General features: G+C 46.4%; 16 protein-coding genes and 2 tRNA genes. 1 reads left to right on the forward strand and 17 read right to left on the reverse strand.

Annotation, left to right across the window (positions count from 1 at the left end):
* Positions 1 to 52: 52 nt before the first annotated feature.
* From ABD744_RS13475 to ABD744_RS13505, 7 genes are all read right to left on the reverse strand, one after another.
* Entirely contained in the window at positions 53 to 769 is a 717-nt protein-coding gene (locus ABD744_RS13475) for an ABC transporter permease (protein ID WP_344799035.1), read from the reverse strand.
* Positions 770 to 779: 10 nt separating this feature from the next.
* The gene (locus tag ABD744_RS13480; RefSeq protein WP_344799036.1) at positions 780 to 1,481 is read right to left on the reverse strand and encodes an ABC transporter permease; all 702 of its coding nucleotides are present in this window, start codon (positions 1,479 to 1,481) and stop codon (positions 780 to 782) included.
* A gap of 79 nt (positions 1,482 to 1,560) precedes the next feature.
* Positions 1,561 to 2,322 carry a transporter substrate-binding domain-containing protein gene (locus ABD744_RS13485; protein WP_344799037.1) on the reverse strand — a complete coding sequence of 254 codons (762 nt, stop codon included), beginning with the start codon at positions 2,320 to 2,322 and terminating at the stop codon, positions 1,561 to 1,563.
* 66 nt (positions 2,323 to 2,388) lie between these two features.
* Positions 2,389 to 3,159 (reverse strand): ABC transporter ATP-binding protein, encoded by a 771-nt coding sequence (locus tag ABD744_RS13490; protein WP_344799038.1) that lies wholly within the window; start codon positions 3,157 to 3,159, stop codon positions 2,389 to 2,391.
* A gap of 151 nt (positions 3,160 to 3,310) precedes the next feature.
* Positions 3,311 to 3,442: a hypothetical protein gene (locus ABD744_RS13495; RefSeq protein WP_344799039.1), complete on the reverse strand. Its 132-nt coding sequence runs from the start codon at positions 3,440 to 3,442 to the stop codon at positions 3,311 to 3,313.
* 279 nt (positions 3,443 to 3,721) lie between these two features.
* Positions 3,722 to 4,513 (reverse strand): helix-turn-helix domain-containing protein, encoded by a 792-nt coding sequence (locus ABD744_RS13500; protein ID WP_344799040.1) that lies wholly within the window; start codon positions 4,511 to 4,513, stop codon positions 3,722 to 3,724.
* Between the two features lie 255 nt (positions 4,514 to 4,768).
* Positions 4,769 to 7,528 carry a peroxidase family protein gene (locus ABD744_RS13505; RefSeq protein WP_344799041.1) on the reverse strand — a complete coding sequence of 920 codons (2,760 nt, stop codon included), beginning with the start codon at positions 7,526 to 7,528 and terminating at the stop codon, positions 4,769 to 4,771.
* Between the two features lie 446 nt (positions 7,529 to 7,974).
* Here ABD744_RS13505 and ABD744_RS13510 point away from each other — a divergent pair, with 446 nt between their 5' ends.
* Complete coding sequence (locus ABD744_RS13510) at positions 7,975 to 10,605, forward strand: LuxR C-terminal-related transcriptional regulator (RefSeq protein ID WP_344799042.1); 2,631 nt, start codon at positions 7,975 to 7,977, stop codon at positions 10,603 to 10,605.
* A gap of 18 nt (positions 10,606 to 10,623) precedes the next feature.
* Here ABD744_RS13510 and ABD744_RS13515 read toward each other — a convergent pair whose 3' ends face one another.
* From ABD744_RS13515 to mutY, 10 genes are all read right to left on the reverse strand, one after another.
* A complete protein-coding gene (locus tag ABD744_RS13515; RefSeq protein ID WP_344799043.1) occupies positions 10,624 to 10,923 on the reverse strand; it encodes a hypothetical protein in 300 nt (99 codons plus the stop codon).
* A gap of 218 nt (positions 10,924 to 11,141) precedes the next feature.
* On the reverse strand, positions 11,142 to 12,386 hold the full coding sequence (locus tag ABD744_RS13520; RefSeq protein WP_344799044.1) for a hypothetical protein: 1,245 nt from the start codon (positions 12,384 to 12,386) through the stop codon (positions 11,142 to 11,144).
* Positions 12,387 to 12,398: 12 nt separating this feature from the next.
* Positions 12,399 to 13,826, reverse strand: a complete 1,428-nt coding sequence (locus ABD744_RS13525) for a sensor histidine kinase (protein ID WP_344799045.1) — start codon at positions 13,824 to 13,826, stop codon at positions 12,399 to 12,401.
* Entirely contained in the window at positions 13,804 to 14,481 is a 678-nt protein-coding gene (locus tag ABD744_RS13530) for a winged helix-turn-helix domain-containing protein (protein ID WP_344799046.1), read from the reverse strand. Before ABD744_RS13530 ends, ABD744_RS13525 begins: the two co-directional genes overlap by 23 nt.
* 123 nt (positions 14,482 to 14,604) lie before the next feature.
* Complete coding sequence (locus ABD744_RS13535) at positions 14,605 to 15,357, reverse strand: hypothetical protein (RefSeq protein WP_344799047.1); 753 nt, start codon at positions 15,355 to 15,357, stop codon at positions 14,605 to 14,607.
* Positions 15,358 to 15,504: 147 nt separating this feature from the next.
* On the reverse strand, positions 15,505 to 16,308 hold the full coding sequence (locus ABD744_RS13540; RefSeq protein ID WP_344799048.1) for an EAL domain-containing protein: 804 nt from the start codon (positions 16,306 to 16,308) through the stop codon (positions 15,505 to 15,507).
* A 240-nt stretch (positions 16,309 to 16,548) separates the two neighbouring features.
* Positions 16,549 to 16,624 (reverse strand) — tRNA-Phe (locus tag ABD744_RS13545).
* A 55-nt stretch (positions 16,625 to 16,679) separates the two neighbouring features.
* Positions 16,680 to 16,755: transfer RNA gene (locus ABD744_RS13550), tRNA-Phe, on the reverse strand.
* 111 nt (positions 16,756 to 16,866) lie between these two features.
* Positions 16,867 to 17,142, reverse strand: a complete 276-nt coding sequence (locus ABD744_RS13555) for an oxidative damage protection protein (protein ID WP_344799049.1) — start codon at positions 17,140 to 17,142, stop codon at positions 16,867 to 16,869.
* Between the two features lie 78 nt (positions 17,143 to 17,220).
* The gene (gene mutY / locus ABD744_RS13560; protein WP_344799051.1) at positions 17,221 to 18,282 is read right to left on the reverse strand and encodes an A/G-specific adenine glycosylase; all 1,062 of its coding nucleotides are present in this window, start codon (positions 18,280 to 18,282) and stop codon (positions 17,221 to 17,223) included.
* Positions 18,283 to 18,618: the final 336 nt, after the last annotated feature.

Here is an 18,618-nt window from a genome sequence, read left to right on the forward strand (position 1 = left end):
GTGGGTGTAGGCTCTGAACAGCAATGCAGGAACGTGGCGTTTCGGGAAATGATTAAGAAAGTGGGCGCAGATGTGCCAGCATTTTCTTTTCAAGGTACTTAAACAGATAAATCAGGCCAAACGTCAGGCACAGATAGATAGCGGCAACAAAGGTATAAGCTTCGAACGGCGCATAATGTTGAGCGTAAATGTCTCTGGCTGCGCCGGTTAAGTCCACAATCGTGACAACGCTGGCAATCGCACTGGCATGCAGCATGAAGATGACTTCGTTGCCATAGGCGGGTAATGCACGTCGGAAAGCGCTTGGTAAGACAATGCGACGAATCATTTTACCCCAGGACATGCCGTAGGCTTTTGCTGCTTCGATTTCACCTTTCGGAGTGGTCGCAATGGCACCACGTAAAATTTCGGTGGTATAGGCTGCGGTATTCAGCACAAAGGCCAGCAGACAAGGGTAAAACGCATCTTTTACCACAGGCCAGAACATGGAGTCCTGAATGCCTTCAATATAGACCACACCGTAGTAAATGATGTAAAGCTGGATCAGTAGCGGAGTTCCACGGAAAATGTAGGTATAAACCCAGATTGGTTTGGAAATCCAGGGATTATCGGATGAGCGCAACACGGCCAAAGGCACAGATATTAAAGCGCCCACCACCAATGATAAAAAGACCAGCTGGACGGTCATCACTAAACCGTCCCAATAGTGCAGCAAGGTCTGAGGATTAAAAATTTCGTTCTGTTCAAGTAGTGCGATTAAACTTTCCATAGTCCCCTCCTTAACCTTTTACAACGCCGGCGCTGTAACGAATTTCAAGTTTTTTCATAACCAGTTCTGATAACGCGGTTAACAGCAGATAAACGGCTGCAACCGGAATAAAGAAGGTAAATGGTTCATGAACGGCTTTGGCGGCTTCAGACGCCAGGCGAACCATGTCTGCCAGGCCGATGATGGATACCAACGCGGTGGTTTTCAAAAGCACCATCCAATTGTTACCTAGACCGGGTAAGGCGTGGCGCATCATTTGAGGGAACATAATGCGTTTAAATATTTGGGTTTGGCTCATGCCGTAGGCTTTGCCTGCTTCAATCTGGCCGTTGTCGACGGATTGAAAGGCACCCCGGAAAGTCTCAGCCATGTAGGCGCCAAAGATAAAACCAATGGTGATGACCCCGGCAATAAATTCATTGATGTTAATGAAGATATCAATTTCAAATTTGTCATAAAGCATGTCGGTGAAACTGTTCATTAACATTTGACCACCGAAGAAGATCAACAGCATCAAAACCAAATCGGGAACACCACGAATCAGGGTGGTGTACAGGGTTGCGATTCCGTTTGCGATTCTATTCTTCGAAATTTTGGCGATCGCGCCAAGAAGACCAAGAGTCACTGCCAAAAATAGAGACAAAAACGCAATCTCTATAGTGAGAATGGCACCTTGAAAAATGGAGGGGCCGTAGCCGTGAAAATCAATCATAATGACTCGCCATCTATCGTTTATTTAATTGCTGCATTACAAAATTAAAGAGCCTCCTGGGAGGCTCTCTGTCGTTCAATTACATCTTGATGTTGTAAGAGAAGTATTTCTTCATGATTTTGTCGTAAGTACCGTTGGCTTTTACTTTTGCCAAGGCTGCGTTGAACTTAGCGGCTAAGTCCTTATCGCGCTTACGAAGCGCAACTGCCACGCCGTCACCTAACTGAATGGTGTCGCTGATGGAGTCGAACTTGTCGTCTTTCATGATGGTGCTTTCACCCACAGGGTAGTCCAGGAATACCAGGTCAAGACGACCACCTTTCAGGTCAATGACCAAATCGTCGGCCGTGGTGTAGCGCTTAACATCAACCACTGAACCAAAGGTCTTAGTGATGTACTTGTCCTGGATGGTGCCTCGTTGAACCCCAACGCTTTTACCTTTCAGTACGTCTTTACTTGAGACGTCCATGCTCTTTGATTCGTTCGGGCCAAACCAAGAAGAAGGTGTGTTGTAGTATGGGTCAGAGAAAAGCACTTTCTTTTTGCGGTCTTCGTTGATCGACATCGAAGAGAAAATCGCGTCGTATTTACGTGCCAACAAGCCAGGAATAATGCCATCCCACGCTTGAACCACCCATTCACACTTCACTTTCATTTCAGCACATACGGCGTTACCCAGATCAATTTCGAAACCTGTCAAAGAACCGTCCGGTGCTTTATATTCAAATGGCTCATAAGGAACGTCCACCGCAAGGCGCACTTCCTTATAGTCTTTTGCCATCGCAATACTGCTTGTTACGGCCAGGCCGCATGCCAATGCTGCTGCAACGATTTTTTTCATAATTAACTCTCCGTTGTGGATTCCTCGTTGAAGGATCTGTTTTTTTGTTTTTAATATCTCTTGGTGTTAATACTTCGGAGCTAAGAATTGCTTCATTCGCTCTGAATCTGGGTTTTCAAAGACTTTGGATGGATGGCCCTGTTCTTCGATCTTGCCTTGATGCAGGAAAATCACCTTGTTGGACACATCACGAGCAAACGCCATTTCATGGGTTACTACGATCATTGTCCGGCCTTCTTCAGCCAAGCTGCGCATTACCTTCAGCACCTCGCCCACCAATTCGGGGTCCAGCGCGGAGGTCGGTTCGTCAAACAACATCACTTCCGGTTCCATTGCCAAAGCCCGGGCAATGGCCGCACGTTGCTGTTGTCCGCCTGACATTTGAGACGGGTAGTAGTCGCGACGCTCGTAGATGCCTACTTTATTGAGCAGCTCTTTGGCGTGTTCCATGGCTTCTTTTTTGGATTTACCAAGGACATGCACCGGCGCTTCAATGATGTTTTCCATGACGGTCATGTGCGACCACATGTTGAATCCCTGAAAAACCATAGACAAACGGGAGCGCATGTCTTCAACTTGTTTGTTATTCGCCGGTACCCGTTCGCCGCGCTTGTCGATTTTAAAGTCGATGTTTTCGCCGTGAACAATAATGTCTCCAGACGTAGGCGTTTCCAGCAGGTTGATGCATCTCAGAAAAGTACTCTTGCCTGAGCCAGAAGAACCAATCATCGAAATAACATCACCTTTGTGGGCTTCTAAGGAAATGCCCTTGAGAACTTCCAGATCGTTAAAAGTCTTATGAATATCTTTCACGATCAGGGGAGTAGCTTCTCCCATATCTTTCTCCCAATTAATTAGGGTTTGATTAGAAAAGTTAAGAACTGTTTGATCGAGTCGTCAACGTTATGCGGCCTAAAAACCAGAGGAAACCGACAGATACAAGCGTACTGCGTTCCAAGGACGTTAACGGATCTTTTAAGGAGGTAATCTACTCGTCGTGTACTTCTGCAAGAACGAGTTTGGCAACAGGGGATGGCTGGGATAACAAAAGCGGAGGCGGCTGCTTGAAGATAGATGCAGCGCCTTGATCAGCGGATTGTTCTTTTGTCATTTTCAGCATAAATGTTTGTACTTACAGTATTTGGAGTTTTAACCAAGACGTATGATTTATAACCACTTGGCCAACCTGTAACATGTCCTAATAATGTAGTTGTTAATTCTGAAAATCAATACTTTTTACGTAAATGTTAGTGAGATAGATTGTTGATGATAAAGTTCGGTTTTATCTATCTTGTTGATAGTTAAGGATAAACTCTTTTTGTCGCAAAATGATAATGGGTATTTTTATATGGATAAATGGCTGTTTTTAATTGAATAGGTGATTAAGAATATCGGGGTGTTACTGATCGGTTAACAATTTGATTTTGTTTGGTTGCTGCAACATCAGGGACGGTTTCATGCCGAACATTGAGCGAAATGTGTGCGATAAATGAGAAGAATCGGTAAAGCCTGCGGTCATTGCTGCTGTCGTCATGGACTCCCCTTTGGCCATTTGAGTGGCTGCCACAAATAACCTATGCCAAAGCCGGTATCGGCGAATGGGAACGCCGGTTTGTTGTTTGAATAACTGAACTAACCTGGGGACGGATAAATTTACTGATTGGGCAAGGTCTTCCACGGATAGGTTATCGTCTACGGTGGCTTTTATAACGTCAATGACATTGCTGATTCTTTGATCCGGTATGAAAGGTCGCTCAGGATGGTGAATGTGTTCTTCGAAGATTTGATTGACCGCTTTTAATGCCGAATCCGAGGTCAGCTGGTTGGAATAAATGCGGTGAAATTGGCTGATGAAGTCGGCTTCGTGCTGGATTTGATATAACGCGTCGTCTTGCTGATGCGTCATGTTTCCGGACAGCCTGAAGAAGTCTTCCCCCAGAGCATCCAGATTGCAATTGACGACTAAAGCGTCGCCAGTGTCGATGGTGACGGCAAACCCGGCCGGCAGCAATAAACTTCGGCATTCGATGGCTTCAATCATGGTTTCCGTTTTAAATCTCACGGGCTTATTCAGGCTCAGTATCAGCGTGGCGGCACCCTGAGAAAGTGATAAAGGCTCAAACAGCGGACCAATGTAGACGGTTCTTTTATCCCATAGGTACAACAAGGACGGCAGGTTTTGGTCGCTCATAAGGACATCTCGAAGTGTGTGATATTGTTATTTTTGTAGTCACTTTAGACTGTGTTTCTTGTTATTTGGACACCCTAGAGGAATTACCTGCACATTGCATGGGGATATTTTTGAATCGGTGACTTAGTCAGCTTTTTTTGAGGTTTTTTTACCGGAATAAAAACCGCAAAGCCCGGATTAATTACTTAATCCGGGCGGTTATTTATCAACGTTCTGCGATCAACCTTACTTTGCTGGCCGAACGCTTATCTGTGATTAACGGTCTTCGTAGCGCTGGTGCTTAAAGAAGACGCCATTGTCGCCAAACTCAGAGGAGGTGAACGCGGAAGTCAGTTTAATTTCACCGATCTTCTGTGCGCTGTCACGACGATCTTTCGCATAGCGGTTGTTGAAGAAAGGAATGATGGAGTACTTAATGTCCTTCGAGGTTGCATACACATCATAAACCTTGGTGCCTTCCGGTAGGGTAATTAAGTCCTGACGGAAATCATGAGCGCTGCTTGAGAACTGATTTTTTAAGTCCGCATTAGGCACGAAATAGATTTGCGTTGGTGCATTGCTGGAAGTGGTGGCTGAACCGTCCTGGTTAACATCGGCAAAGGCATCGACCATCAAACGGGTAGGTTTGGAGGTTACCGCTGAGAAAATCGTGCTGGTGGCGATGGTTTCATTCACTTCCGGTGAAACGTATTGTGATAACTCGTTTTCGAAGAAGTTGTAGTTGTCTCCTTGACCGGAAAGCGTGTAAAGCGCTGACACGTTTTCAGATGGTTTGCCGTCGACGAAGTTTTTCCACGCTAAGCCAGGTGCGAAACCTTTATCGGCTGGATCGCCTGTTACTGATAAACGAAGCAGGCCACAGTCCGCGCCCTGGAATAAACCCGTGTATGGGGAGTTTGCTTCCGCTTCAAACGCCACTTTGGCCATCACGCCATGGGCATGAAGCGGTTTTTCGTAGCCAGGAGGGGCAACGTCAACTTGGTTGTTTACCTTATCCCAAAGGATACGGTTGATCAGGCCCAGTACGTCGATTTTCTCAAGCGCCGGCATTTCGTTGGCTGCGTACTCGGTACGCATTGCACCGTTTGTCCACAGGTGGTTTTGCTTTTCACACGCGCCCCAGGACTCATAGTCATCAGGAATGTTCAGGCCCCAAGGTTTAAAGGCGTTATCTACGCCAACCAGGCTGCTGACCAACTGAGGATAATGACGGCGTAATACATCCACCATTGTGTTATTTTCTACCCAGTCGATCCCTTCCGCTGTGTAGACTTCCGGCGTGTAATCTTTGGTGTAGAAACGGTCAGTGATCAAACGACGAGACGCGTTCATGATGAAGATCTGGAAGGCGGTTTCACCGAAGGCAAAACCTTCTGGGCGAACGGTTTCAGCCAACTGACCCACCAAGGCGTCGATTTTCTCAACGTCGTTGTCGTACAGACGCTTCAACTCGGCCAATGTTTCCGGGTCAGAAGTTAAGTCTTCAAAGGTATTGATTGGGTTCAGGCCAATCTGACGGCGGAATTCGTTGTAACGCGGAACACCACGCTCACGATCACGCAGAATGTCGGTCATCGCCAGGTCAATGTCACCCACCATAGGAATGGACAGGTTACGCAGGAACTGAGGGTAGTTATTCAGTGTTAATGAACCTGGGTGTGTAATACCGAATGAATACCAAAGACGGTCAGCACCTTGATTGGACATGATGTCTTCTGCATCGCCGTTACGGGTATCTTCAATGGCAATAGAATCAGCCACTACGTTAGAGCCAATGTTATAGACATCGATGTTGTCTCGTAGCAATGGGTGCATACGATACACAGCAACGAATTCTTCCGTTAGGGTGTAAGGTGTACCGGCGTTGTCGGATTCACGCGACCCCACCAAACCACCAATGGCGTGCTCGATGAAAGAAGCGTCGTTCAGACGTTCACTCAGTTCAGGGTCGAAGCCCAGAATGGTTCTGACGAATGAATCTTTTTTAGCCAAATCTTCCGCTAATTTTTCAACTTCGCCCTGGAACTGATCACGACCTTCCCGGTTACCAAACAAGCCCCACCAGTTGGCGTACATGGCGCGTTCTGTGACCGGATTGGCAATGATGGCCGGTGTCCATTCCACGGTGTGGATTTTTGCCATCAACGCAGCGGTAATTAAACGGGCTTTGTCGTATAACCACTGATCTGATTTGCCCGGGTTATTGATTTTAAGCATGTCAGCCACAGCGTTATGCTCAGAGACGAACAATTGGTGCATCATGCTAAGGCCGACCCACCAGTTGTCGTTGAAACCGGTGACCGGAATACCGGTGAAGAAGTCGGTTGGCAGGGTGTTGTCGGCGTTCACGGTTAATTTACCATCAACAAACGAACGGACAGAATCTGACGTTGCCTTGTTGCTGCCGTAAAGCTGTGAGCCATCCCACCAGTGGGTGTTGATGTTTCGGTAGCTGGCAGGGTAACCGGCTTCGTCCGCTGTGCGTGTTGGGTCCGGCATGGTGCGCTGAACTTCCATAACCCCGGAACCGAGAACGTCACCGGCCGGGATAGGCACTTCAATTGGGTCATCAACGGCATTTGGGCCATGGCTTACCCAGTCATGAACCATGAACTGAATCCAGGACGCTGCGATGAAGTTAACGCTGGTGGCTGGCTTAAATTCATCACGGGCCATGACCGAGTTACTGACGTCTCTTGGGTTGGGCGTTAATAGCGTATCGGCCTCCGTTTCACCGTGCGCTGCAGACAACTCTACGTTGCGCCCGAAGCGGCGAAGTACAGAACCTTCCGCCGGGTTTTCCAGAATGTTACAGGTACCGTCTTCCGTACGAGCGGTTAAGCTGCGCTCATCACAGACAATGTCGGCGTTGTATTCATCGTATTTCTCGAAATCGAATAAATTATTATCGAACAGTTTTTCTCGTTCCAAACCAATGGTGAGAAGACCTGCCAATACCCCTAACGAGCCAAACTTGGTTAACGCTGGCCACGTTACCCAAACGGAATTAGACATAATTGCTTCCTTCTTTTTATTTTAATGGATGCTTAATGGTGAATGCTTGATCAGCTCTCGAAGAATAGAGGGGGGATTGCTGAAAAAATACCCTCCCAAGGGAGGGGTGGGGGGAGATGAATCTATTGATAAAATCTGACGAAGCGATAGCAACTCAGGACATGAATTATTCTTTCTGAAGAAATAATTTGATTCAGTTCACAAATTGTTACGTCTTTGGTGTCGGTTTCACCGTGAAGGGTTATCTTTTTAGAATACGGTTCAGGTCTTTTTATGACATGAATTTGGGTGTTTTAGACAAGATGCGAATTTCAATCGTAAACAACATCCGACGGTTCAAAAAGCAAGAATTACAAAATAAGTAGCGATTATAAAAATAACAAAAAGCTTGGGTGTTTAAGACGGACGTCGTTGCAGACTGCCGGACTGAATGCCTGGAGGTCAATATGTTTAACCCCATCACTCGGAGTCATCTGCTGAAAAAGCTGGATGGTTGCCGAAAGGTGCCTCTAACCATCATTTTGGCACCGGCTGGGTCAGGGAAGACAACGCTTTTAAATCAGTGGCAGGATGCCAATGAAACATTAAATGTTGCGCGACTGGATCTTGAAATCCGGGACAAAGCGCCTATGGCTTTTTTTCGTCGTTTTGTGGATGAAGTAAAGAAGCACTCACCCATGCTGGATATTTCAACGTTTAATGTCTTCAGTAATGATCTCAGCTGTCCGGCCAGTATGCTGTGTGATGCATTAATGCTGGCGCTGGATTCTGTGGACGATGAGTTGTTCATTGTGCTGGATGACTTTCAGTGTGCCGACTCGCCGCTGGTTCAGCAGGTGATGGCGTCGCTGATTAATCAGCTGCCATCGAATATTCATCTTGTGCTTGCCTCCCGAAATTATCCTGGGTTTTCTTTGAGCCGCTTAAAACTGTCCGATGCGCTATTGCAGATAGAAGGGGAAGACCTGCGCATTAACGATCAGCAATTGAATTTATTGAATGAGAGCCATGGAGGGAAGACGTTATCGAAGCCTTGTTTGACACGCATTCTTGAGTTAACGGAAGGCTGGGCTGTGGGGGTAAGAATAGCCTTACTTGCTTGCAAGCACTCTGGCGAATCTGCACTGGACTCTTTTACTGGCACTTTGCCGGAGCTGGTGGACTATTTCGGTTATGTGGTGCTCAATGGTTTGCCTGCTTCTGTCCGTAGCTTGTTGGTTCAAAGCGCTGTTTTTGAATATTTTGATGTTGATTTATGGGAAGCGGTGTTGGGCAGTAACGCGTCCGGGCCGGTTATGAATAAGTTACTGGCGCAGGGCGTGTTCATTGTAAGAACCGAGCCATGTAATCAATCGAGTCGTGAGTTTTATCGTTATCATGGCTTATTGCATGATTTTTTGGCGGTGCGGCTTGCCTCGGAACAGACGGTGACAGACATTCAGAAGCTGCACCGAAAAGCGGCCGATGCCTGGTTGGTTAAAAACCAAATGACCCAAGTGATCTATCACGCCAGCCGGGCGGGAGATAACGATTTTTATCTTGCTTTGTTGAAAGACGTTTGTCGAAGCTGTCTGGCCAAAGGGCGGTTATCGGAAGTCATACATTTTCTTTCAGAAATGTCCGACGAAGCACTGTCATCAGAGCAAGAGCTGTTTGAAGCCATGGTGTTTGCGTTGATTTTTTCACGTCGGTTTAATCAGGCCCAATACTATCTGGATTACTGGCAGAACCTTCGTGCGGGGAATAAAAGCAACCACGCCAAGAATCGCTTCTCTGCGGTTCTTGAATTTCTCTCATTAAGTCTGAATGTGTTTTTGAACGATGAAGATTACGTTTCCGCTGATCGCTTGGGGCAAATAGCCCGGTCTACCACACAGAAGGACGTTCGGGCTTTTTCGTTGGTGATTGTGGCGTATTACCAATTGCAGCGAGGACGTCTGGAAGACGCGCTTAATACGGCTACAAAAGCAAAAGTGATTCTTTCCCATTTGGGGGTGCCTTATCTGGCCAGTTATGCTGACCTGATCATTGCGCTGTGTGACCGGTACATGGGGCGTGGGATGATGGCGGTGAACTATATTTCCGCGCTCTATCAGGGTATTGAAGCGCAAACGGAACAGCCCAGCTGGGTGAATATCGCCACAGGCATGATTGTGGTGTATTACGAAAGGAATCAGCTGGACGCGTCTCAAGCGATGTGTGAACGGCTGCTGCCAAAGGTGAATTACGCCTGCGCTACCGAAGTGGTTGCGACGGTTTACCTGAGTTTGGCGCGTTTACTGTTTATTAAAGGTGATGTCCAGAAATCCGTTCGGCTGCTGGACCGTCTTGACCGGATTTTGATTCTGGGCAAGTACCCGAGATTTAAAGGTCAGGTCGCTCAGGAGTTGATGCGTCAGGCTTTGGTGCAAGGGTCGTTAGACGGGGCTGAACGTATTGCTGAAAGCTATGACCTGCATAACTTTTATCAACAAACGGCTTGGTCGGAGGTTCAGGATTACTCAGAAGGCCGTGAACGGTTTGGCTTGGCCATCAGTTATTTGTTTCAGCTTCAGGGAAAACACACTCAGGCCAATGCGTTATTAAACGATATTCATCGCGTGGCCGATACTCAGCAAGTGAAGGCAAGGGCTTTGATCGCTGAGTGCAATCGTATTGTGGTTTTGTATAAAAACAATGCCAAAGAAGTGGCCGTGAATTTATTAAAACGTCAGTTGGATCTGCTCGGGCTGGAGGTATTTTCCCGATGCATCTTTGATGAAGCACCGGGCTTAGGAGAGGTGTTTGCGTGCGCAGAGCGGTTAAATATTGTTCATCTGCCGGGTTTTTACAAAGAATACTTTAACGATGTGTTTCCGTCTCAGGTTGAGGTTAATAATGACATCAGCCTGAGCTTGCTTACCAAGAAAGAGCGCGAAATTTACGAGCTGTTGGTTGCAGGGTTATCGAATTCCAAGATCAGTGATCAGTTGAGTATTGCTTTGTCGACCACTAAGTGGCACCTGAAAAATATCTATGCAAAACTGGGGGTGGATAATCGAACCAGTGCGATTGTTATAGCAAGGAAGGTGGTTTAGAAGCCGACGCTGTTCAGCCTAGAGGTCCACTTTTAAGTGGGGGCCAATCCAGCCATTGATACGCTTTAGATCCAAAGCGGTGGAGTCTGGGCTGGAAATGACGTCGAGAATGATTTCAATCTCAAACGCACGGATGGAGCCTTGATCTGAAAGGTGAATGAGCTGCAGCTCCAGTTCTTCACGGGAGGTGATGTACTGCTGATGAAATTCATCAAAAACCGGGCGAATCTGCTCTGGGAGAACCAATTCAGATAATGTTGATTCGGCTTTTTCCATGGTTAACTCGTTGCGCTCAGATACCAGTGTAAAATACGTCATATATAGATACTTAAAGTATAGGTATTTGGTAATCTAATTCTGCTAAGTATGCCACAAATCCGATGAAGTAATAGCTTTATTGGATGAAATGTAACCAGTTTGAGTGATAAATAGCCATTAGACATAGATACTCAGGTATATGGTTATGTTTTGGTGTAAGTCATTGTCGTAAGACTTTGTTTCTTTTAAATACCTTGTGACATGGCTTTTTTCTTACGTTAAAAAACCATGCCGAGTTCAATATCAAACTGTTCAGACAGGTTGTCGTGATCGTCTTTCACCCGTTGATCCGAGCGCCAATAGGTGACTCCGATGTAGGCCAGGCTGAGTTGATAACGAATGCCGAAATACCCGTTGTGAATGTCGACCGTTTTTCTGCCATCTTCTAATCGCCCGTCATCACCTAATTTTTCGTAGCCTAATGTAGCGCCCCAAGTATCTTGGTACAGACTGTCGATGCCGATATTCAGTTCGTAGCTCTTTATGTGCTTGTTCCGTGTTTCTTCATCGTTCAGTGAGGCGCGGCCTAAATTCAGAAAAGGCATAAACAGATCGTGATAGTGATAGCTCACGCCCAAACCGAATGCGTACTCCGAATTCAGGGCGTGATTGGGTTCACCGTCTTCATTGAGGTTTTGCTTGTTATCGTCGTAGTGAATGTATTCGTATTCTGCGGCTAAGATCCATGTGTCTTGCCATTGGTACTCAATGACCAGGTTGATGTTACTGATATCACCGTTGTTGTTTTCCTCTTCGAAAGAAATATCACCGTCCCAAACCCCGTAACCCAAGGTAAAAACAGTGTCATCCCAAGGTTCGGCACTGAGCACCAGATAGGATTGTTCAGCTGAAGGGTTGCCGTATTCGCCCATGGTGTCTTCGCCAAGCTCAGACATGAACTCATTGCCTTGATCGATGCCTCCCACTTCTATTTTTCCTGCAGTGAGTGACCAGATGCCGTGATTGAGGGTCAGGTAGGCTTCTGAGGTTTCAGAGCCGATTTCATCAAAATCTATTTGCGCAAAACCCGTGATGTTAACGCCTCTGATTTCAGGTAATGCCGCTCTTATCAGCGGGCTGAATTGGTAATCGGTGTCGGATTGATCGCGGCCTTCGTTTCTGTCATCAACCCATCTGCGATGAAGTGCGCCATAGATTTCTGCGCCTACACAGACATCCGGTTGGCCGATTGGGTTGAGTTCCCGTTCATCACAAGCCTCATACTCTTCTTCGCTTTCATTATCTTCTGAACCAAAGGCATTTTCAGGATCAAAATCGTCTTCTGAATCAAAGTCATCTTCTGAACCAATAGGCTCGTCTGAATCAAAGTGCTCTGAGCCTGAGCCATTGTTTATTCGTTCATCGTTTGGTGTCAGGTCGTTTTTTCCCGCAACACCGACGGTGCTGTAACTTAGGATCACCAAAGTGAAGAGTGCCTGAAAGGCAGAAGTTGTGATGTCCATCGTATATTCCTATCAAATGATGCTGGGTTGAACCGGTTGGTTGTTCAGGCGAACTTTAAAAATGCTGCTTAATTGAGGTGCCTGTTCGAGCGTGAGGTCTCCGCCATGGGCACGGGCCACAGCGCGCGAAAAGCTCAGGCCCAAACCGCAGCCTTCTTTGGAGCGGCTTTGATCGCATCGGTAAAAGCGGTCAAAAATCCGGGGTCTTTCTTCTTCGGGGATACCAATGCCGGTGTCTGCGACCGTGATAATGGTTTGGGGGAATTGGTTTTCAAGCTTCACTGAAATTTTTCCCTGCTCCGGGGTGTATTTCAGTGCGTTGTCGATTAGGTTGGTAAGCATTCGCTGAATGTTGTGTTTGTTGCCTTCGATGTGACAACCTTCTTCCAGTTCGGTCGTCAGTTGGATTTGTTTTTCATCGGCGAGAGGTTCAAACAGCTCGCAGGCGTCTTCGGTGAGTTTCGATAAATTGATGCGATCATTTTTATAGGTGCTGACATTGGCTTCCGCTTCGGCTACGTCCAGTGTCATGTTGATCATTTGCAATAAGCGATCACACTCTTCCAGCGTATCGGATGCGGCTTTTTGGCAGACTTCACCAGAGGCCTGGCCGGACAGGGTGACTTCGGAAATCGCCCGGATTCTGCCCAGTGGGCTTCTTAAATCGTGAGCGATGTTGTCGGTCATTTCCCGCATTTCGGTGATGAGTTTTCGAATGCGTTCGGCCATGGCGTTAAACGTATTCGCCAGTTCATCAATTTCATCCCCTTGAGAAGGAATGTCCACTCTGGAGTCCAGTGCCCCATTTTTGATGTTCATTGCCGCTTTACTGACTTCCTTAATGCCTTTCACGGCTTTTTTGGCCATGAACCAGCCAATGAGCGACGCGACGGGAATAATAAGGCAAAAGATAATGGCTGAGACCCAGAACAAAATGGCCATGATTTCATCTTTTTCTTCCATGGACTCGCCGAGTTGCAGGATGATGTCGGAACCGATCATGCCTGCAGCGGTTCTTGATTCATGTTCATGATCTTCAAAGTGAATAATGTCGAGCTGCGGCGGCTCTGTTTGATCTGAGAGTTGCTGAAAGAGTTCATCGGCGGTCGCCAGTTCAGACCAGTGATTCAGGTCGGAAGTCAGTATCGGGTTGCCTTCTTTGGTCATCAGGCGAATAAAAAAGTGTTCAGGGTCTTCGTATTTTATCTCTTGTTGTATTTCCCATAGCACTTTTTCCAGACCGTCATCTTCAAATATTTCCTGAAACTCTTCGATGTCTTCAAGCAAGTCATCATTCATCCGGCTGTTGAATGTGGTGTTGATGGCGGTATAGGTGGCTAAAAGCGCGAGAAATAAAAAAACGATAAAGGCGCCGGTGTACCACAGGGTTAATTTGGTGGCCAAGGTGTTGGGTAAGTTAATCCTGAAGTTTGAGAACATAACCAAGACCTCTTACGGTATGAATGAGCGGGGCTTCAAACCCTTTGTCTACTTTTTCTCGTAACTTGCTGACTCGCGCTTCCACCACGTTGGTGCCTGGGTCAAAGTGGTAATCCCAGACCCGCTCCATGATCATGGTTTTCGATACAACGTGCCCCTGATTGCGGATGAGGTACTCAAGCAGAGCAAATTCTTTTGGCTGCAGATCGATTTTTCGGTTTTCCCGGGTGACGGTTCTTGCTAACAAATCCAGGCTAAGGTTTTGGTAGCTGATGGTGGTGGGCTCGACGACATTGCTTGATCGGCGGATGAGCGCCTTGACGCGAGCGAGCAATTCGCTGAAAGAAAAGGGCTTGGTCAGGTAATCATCCCCACCGTGCTGAAGGCCTGTGACGCGTTCATCCACCGAACGCTTGGCGCTTAAAATGAGTATGGGTAAAGTGACTTTCTTATCCCGAACCACATCAATAATGGCAAGGCCATCGAGCTTGGGGAGCATTAAATCCACAATGGCAAGGTCGTAATTGCCGGAAAGGGCAAGACCCAAACCACTTACTCCGTCTTCTGCGTGATCGATGGTATAGCCCGCTTCTTTGATTCCTTTCTTGATCAGGCCTGCTATTACATTGTCGTCTTCGATAAGAAGTACTTTCATAGATAACTCCTGCCAGTGCTTTCAATGTTCCTGTTGGGTTCGGTAAGTTGTATTACCGAACCCGCTTTGGTCTGCCTTGCAGTCACAGGCTGCAGGGTGAGTGCTTTTAGTCTTCGATGGACATCACTCCATGGCAAAGCAACTTTCGACGGCTGTTTGATTACCACTGGCTTCCCTGACCAGAATTTCATATTTGAATTCTTCGCCCAAATCAGTGAACGCCTCAGGCACACTGAAGGAGGTAACGTCGGACGGTAAATCCACACTATAGACCAGCAGTTCCGGTTCTTCTCTTTCCACAACCAATTGGTATTTGGTTACTTCAATCACGCCGTATTCGCCTACGTCCGGGTGTGAACGCACGACGGGCGCCCATTCTATGGTTACCGGAGCTGAAACTTCCGGTACGTCGTCATCGCAATCGTCACTGGCGGCTACCCCTGAAACATAGATGTCTTCTGCTGGGGCAGGCATTACGTGAGATAACCAGGCGCTGCTTTCCAGCTCTTCACCTTCTAAAGTGATGCCTTCGATTTCGTATTCCCCTTCAGGAAAACGAGCGAAAAAGTCTTCCGGTGCCAGCTCATCAAAAGGGGGTTCTGCGCTTTCAAAGAAGAGTTCGGTCAGTCCTTGTTGTTTGAGCTTTCCTTTTACTTTGATGACCATCATTTTCCGGTCGGTTGGATCTTCTATGGTCAGCTTTTTCCAAGGGTCGCCATCGATAAGGGCGTGGATGCCTAAATCACCGTCGGTGTGATTCATTTCAAAATAAAGGTCGGCCTCATCAAAGGGGAATTCATCGTCATCCGCTTGCGCGAAGAGGCTGGTCATGCATAGCGCGGCAGCCAGGCCTGCGGTTAATTTTGGAGCGTTCATAATGTATCTCCTGTATTGCGTCTTATTGTCCTTCGTTGTTGAGAGCGTAAAGCAGGGTTCCGTTGCTTTGGATTCTTCAAATTTATGATAAGAGACAGAGATGATCAGAGGCTTATCCCTACATTATCAAATGGCAATATTCCAGTTTTACAAGGCTTGGGCAGATGCATTAATCGCAGAACTGGCGGGGGTGGCGGTAGATAAATAGTGCTCGATGGCTTGCGGTTTGGAGAATAAATAGCCCTGAACCCAATCGGCGTTCATTGACCGAATTAGCTGCAACTGTTGATGATTTTCAACGCCTTCAATAATGGACTTGATACCCAGTGCCTTGGTGACGGCAATCAGATTCTGGACAATCAGGTAATCTTTTTTGCTTTCGGCAATATGGGTGATGAAGCTTCGGTCTATTTTGATGTAATCAATGTCCAATGCTCTTAGGTGACTCAGGCAAGAGCAGCCGGTGCAAAAGTCGTCGAGGGCAAAGGAGATTCCTGTTTCGCGTAGACGCTGTATGGTTTCGTTGAGGCTGGTGAGGTCCTGAACTTTGTCGGACTCAGTCAGCTCAAGGGTTAACAATGTAGGGTCGATTTGAAAGTGTTGGATAAGAGACAACAGATGCTGAACAAAACGCTCGTTGGAAATTTCCTGATAACTTAAATTGATGGCCACCTTAGTGATGCCAAGCCGTTGCAACTTCTGATGAGCAATGTCCTGGAACACAAGATTGAGTACATTCATCCCGACTAATGGCATCAGCCCAGAGTTTTCCACATCTTTTAAAAACGACTCAGGAGATAACAAACCTTCTTTTTTTTGCCAACGAATTAACGCTTCAAAGCCAGCCACTTTATTGCTTTTAATGTCAAATTGAGCCTGGTAATGCACTTTAAATTCATTACGTAAAAAAGCTTTTTTCAGTTGGTTTTGAATTTCGTTGTGGCTTGTCATTGTTTGATCCTCATTCGTTCTTGTTCACAAGAATTGGTAGGTTGTTATGAATGAGGATATGAAAACTAAATCACCAAAAGTTTATGGCAACATTATCAGTTGGTAATCCAATGGCATTTATTCCGGAAAAACTGGCGGTCATTGCGCATGAAAGAGTAGGAGTTCAGGAAAGCTGAAGAATAAATCAGGCATAAAAAAGCCCCGAACTTGCAGAAGCAATATTTCGAGGCTTTTAAATAATGGTGCCCGGAGACAGAATCGAACTGCCGACACGAGGATTTTCAATCCTCTGCTCTACCGACTGAGCTATCCGGGCGAAAAAACAAAGCCCCGCACATGGAAGATACACAATAAGCGAGGCTTTTAAATAATGGTGCCCGGAGACAGAATCGAACTGCCGACACGAGGATTTTCAATCCTCTGCTCTACCGACTGAGCTATCCGGGCTAAGTGGTGCGCATTAAACCGAGAATTTGGTTTGCTGTCAACAAAAAATAGCTAAATTCATCAAAAAAACTGCTTTCTGTTCAAAGGTTAAACAGCTATTAATGTTCGTGTTTATTTGGCTTCCACCGGAACGTAACCTTCCACTTGTTCGAAGGATTCGTTGTTCAGGAATTTCTCCATTTCATCTTGTAAGAATTTGCGATGTTCGGGGTTTAACAAATTCAGATGTTTTTCATTGATCAGCATGGTTTGGTGCATTTTCCATTCTTGCCAGGCTCGGTCTGAAACGGTGTCGTAGAGCTCTTGTCCTTGAGCGCCCGGCATAGGAGGGAAAGCCAAACCAGGTAACTCTTGATTGTATTTTCTGCAATGAACGGTACGTGACATAGTAATTACTCATTTACATTAAGATCCTCATGAGAGGGATCTATCGTTGAATTTTGACTCTTCCCCGGAACCGAAGGCTTATTGTTGAAAATACCGCTTCAGTTGATCGATCAGGGTGACCATGGGAGCGGCTGTGCCCACTTCCAATGGCTTTTGTAAGTTGTGCCAGAGTTGATTTGCTGGCTCCATTATACCGACCGCCTTATTTGTATCTACCAATTCACACAAAACAGGCACAATATCTAAATGATAATGGCTGAATGTATGTCTGAATAACGGCCACTCTTCTCTAATAATATAGTCGGGTATCACGCTTTGAGATTGGTTGGTAGTCGGTGTTTCTTCCGGCAAACAATACAAACTGCCCCAGATGCCAGATGCTGGCCTTTGTTCCAGAAGTAACTGGCCCTTTGTGTCTGTAATCATTAAGAAACGAACTTTTTTTACCGGTTTTTCTTTTTTCGGCTTGGAGTGCGGGAAATCGGTTGGCTTGCCTGACTTATAACCTTGGCATTCAGGCTGAAGCGGACAAATTCCACACGCAGGTTTCGATCTTGAGCATAAGGTGGCACCTAAGTCCATCATGGACTGGGTGTAGTGGCCTGTGCGGGTGCTCGGAGTATTTTGTTCTGCGATTTGCCAAAGCGCTTTCTCAACATGACTTGTACCTGGCCAGCCCTCGACCGCATAAAAGCGGGTTAAAACGCGTTTGACGTTTCCATCCAGAATCGGCGCAGAAATGCCCATGGATATTGAAGCTATCGCCCCGGCCGTAGAGCGACCAATGCCAGGTAAATCATTAAGTGCCTCGACGGACTGCGGAAAATCCCCTTGATACTTCTCAGCGACTATTTTGGCCGCTTTATGAAGGTTTCTGGCTCGGGCGTAATAGCCTAATCCGGTCCAGAGATTCAGCACTAAGTCCTGTTCGGCATTAGCCAGATCAAACACTGTGGGGAACTCAGCCATAAACTTTTCGAAATAGGGAATGACCGTTTTTACCTGTGTTTGTTGCAGCATCACTTCAGATACCCAAACGCGGTAAGGCGTGATTGGGTTTTGCCAGGGCAGATCTTTACGACCGTGGTCATCAAACCAGTGTAAAACCGTTTGGCTGAAGTTGGCGTCTTTTTTAGTCATAGAAATACAAATACAGAGGGTCAGAAAATCGAAACGGCATTATAGGGGAAGGGCAAAAGGAATGGAGCATTTCTTTTTTAGTTTTTTGGGGCCTGGGGTTTTGATCCAGTTGTCGCTCTTCTGGACAATAGCCTCTGGTAATGATTATTAAATTGTTGTTTTATAAAGGCTTAATAAAACGTGTGTGTCGCAAAGTAGAAAGTCCTGATCTGCGACCATGTTGGAGAGTTTAGCTGTTACATGTATTTGAGTATCTATATTTATGAAATATTTCAATGCCATTGATAACACTGATTTTATGGTGGTTAATAACCTAAAGGTTTTTAAAGGATATTT

The organism is Litoribacillus peritrichatus, assembly GCF_039537985.1.
Taxonomy (GTDB): Bacteria; Pseudomonadota; Gammaproteobacteria; order Pseudomonadales; family Litoribrevibacteraceae; genus Litoribacillus; species Litoribacillus peritrichatus.

Excerpts from the sequence above, each read along its gene's own strand:
- ABD744_RS13510 (WP_344799042.1), top strand. The coding sequence starts at position 7,975 with ATGTTTAACCCCATCACTCGGAGTCATCTGCTGAAAAAGCTGGATGGT.
- ABD744_RS13500 (WP_344799040.1), bottom strand. The coding sequence starts at position 4,513 with ATGAGCGACCAAAACCTGCCGTCCTTGTTGTACCTATGGGATAAAAGA.
- ABD744_RS13495 (WP_344799039.1), bottom strand. The coding sequence starts at position 3,442 with ATGCTGAAAATGACAAAAGAACAATCCGCTGATCAAGGCGCTGCATCT.
- ABD744_RS13530 (WP_344799046.1), bottom strand. The coding sequence starts at position 14,481 with ATGAAAGTACTTCTTATCGAAGACGACAATGTAATAGCAGGCCTGATC.
- ABD744_RS13520 (WP_344799044.1), bottom strand. The coding sequence starts at position 12,386 with ATGGACATCACAACTTCTGCCTTTCAGGCACTCTTCACTTTGGTGATC.
- ABD744_RS13540 (WP_344799048.1), bottom strand. The coding sequence starts at position 16,308 with ATGACAAGCCACAACGAAATTCAAAACCAACTGAAAAAAGCTTTTTTA.
- ABD744_RS13555 (WP_344799049.1), bottom strand. The coding sequence starts at position 17,142 with ATGTCACGTACCGTTCATTGCAGAAAATACAATCAAGAGTTACCTGGT.
- ABD744_RS13475 (WP_344799035.1), bottom strand. The coding sequence starts at position 769 with ATGGAAAGTTTAATCGCACTACTTGAACAGAACGAAATTTTTAATCCT.
- ABD744_RS13480 (WP_344799036.1), bottom strand. The coding sequence starts at position 1,481 with ATGATTGATTTTCACGGCTACGGCCCCTCCATTTTTCAAGGTGCCATT.
- ABD744_RS13490 (WP_344799038.1), bottom strand. The coding sequence starts at position 3,159 with ATGGGAGAAGCTACTCCCCTGATCGTGAAAGATATTCATAAGACTTTT.
- ABD744_RS13505 (WP_344799041.1), bottom strand. The coding sequence starts at position 7,528 with ATGTCTAATTCCGTTTGGGTAACGTGGCCAGCGTTAACCAAGTTTGGC.
- ABD744_RS13535 (WP_344799047.1), bottom strand. The coding sequence starts at position 15,357 with ATGAACGCTCCAAAATTAACCGCAGGCCTGGCTGCCGCGCTATGCATG.
- ABD744_RS13515 (WP_344799043.1), bottom strand. The coding sequence starts at position 10,923 with ATGACGTATTTTACACTGGTATCTGAGCGCAACGAGTTAACCATGGAA.
- mutY (WP_344799051.1), bottom strand. The coding sequence starts at position 18,282 with ATGACTAAAAAAGACGCCAACTTCAGCCAAACGGTTTTACACTGGTTT.
- ABD744_RS13525 (WP_344799045.1), bottom strand. The coding sequence starts at position 13,826 with ATGTTCTCAAACTTCAGGATTAACTTACCCAACACCTTGGCCACCAAA.
- ABD744_RS13485 (WP_344799037.1), bottom strand. The coding sequence starts at position 2,322 with ATGAAAAAAATCGTTGCAGCAGCATTGGCATGCGGCCTGGCCGTAACA.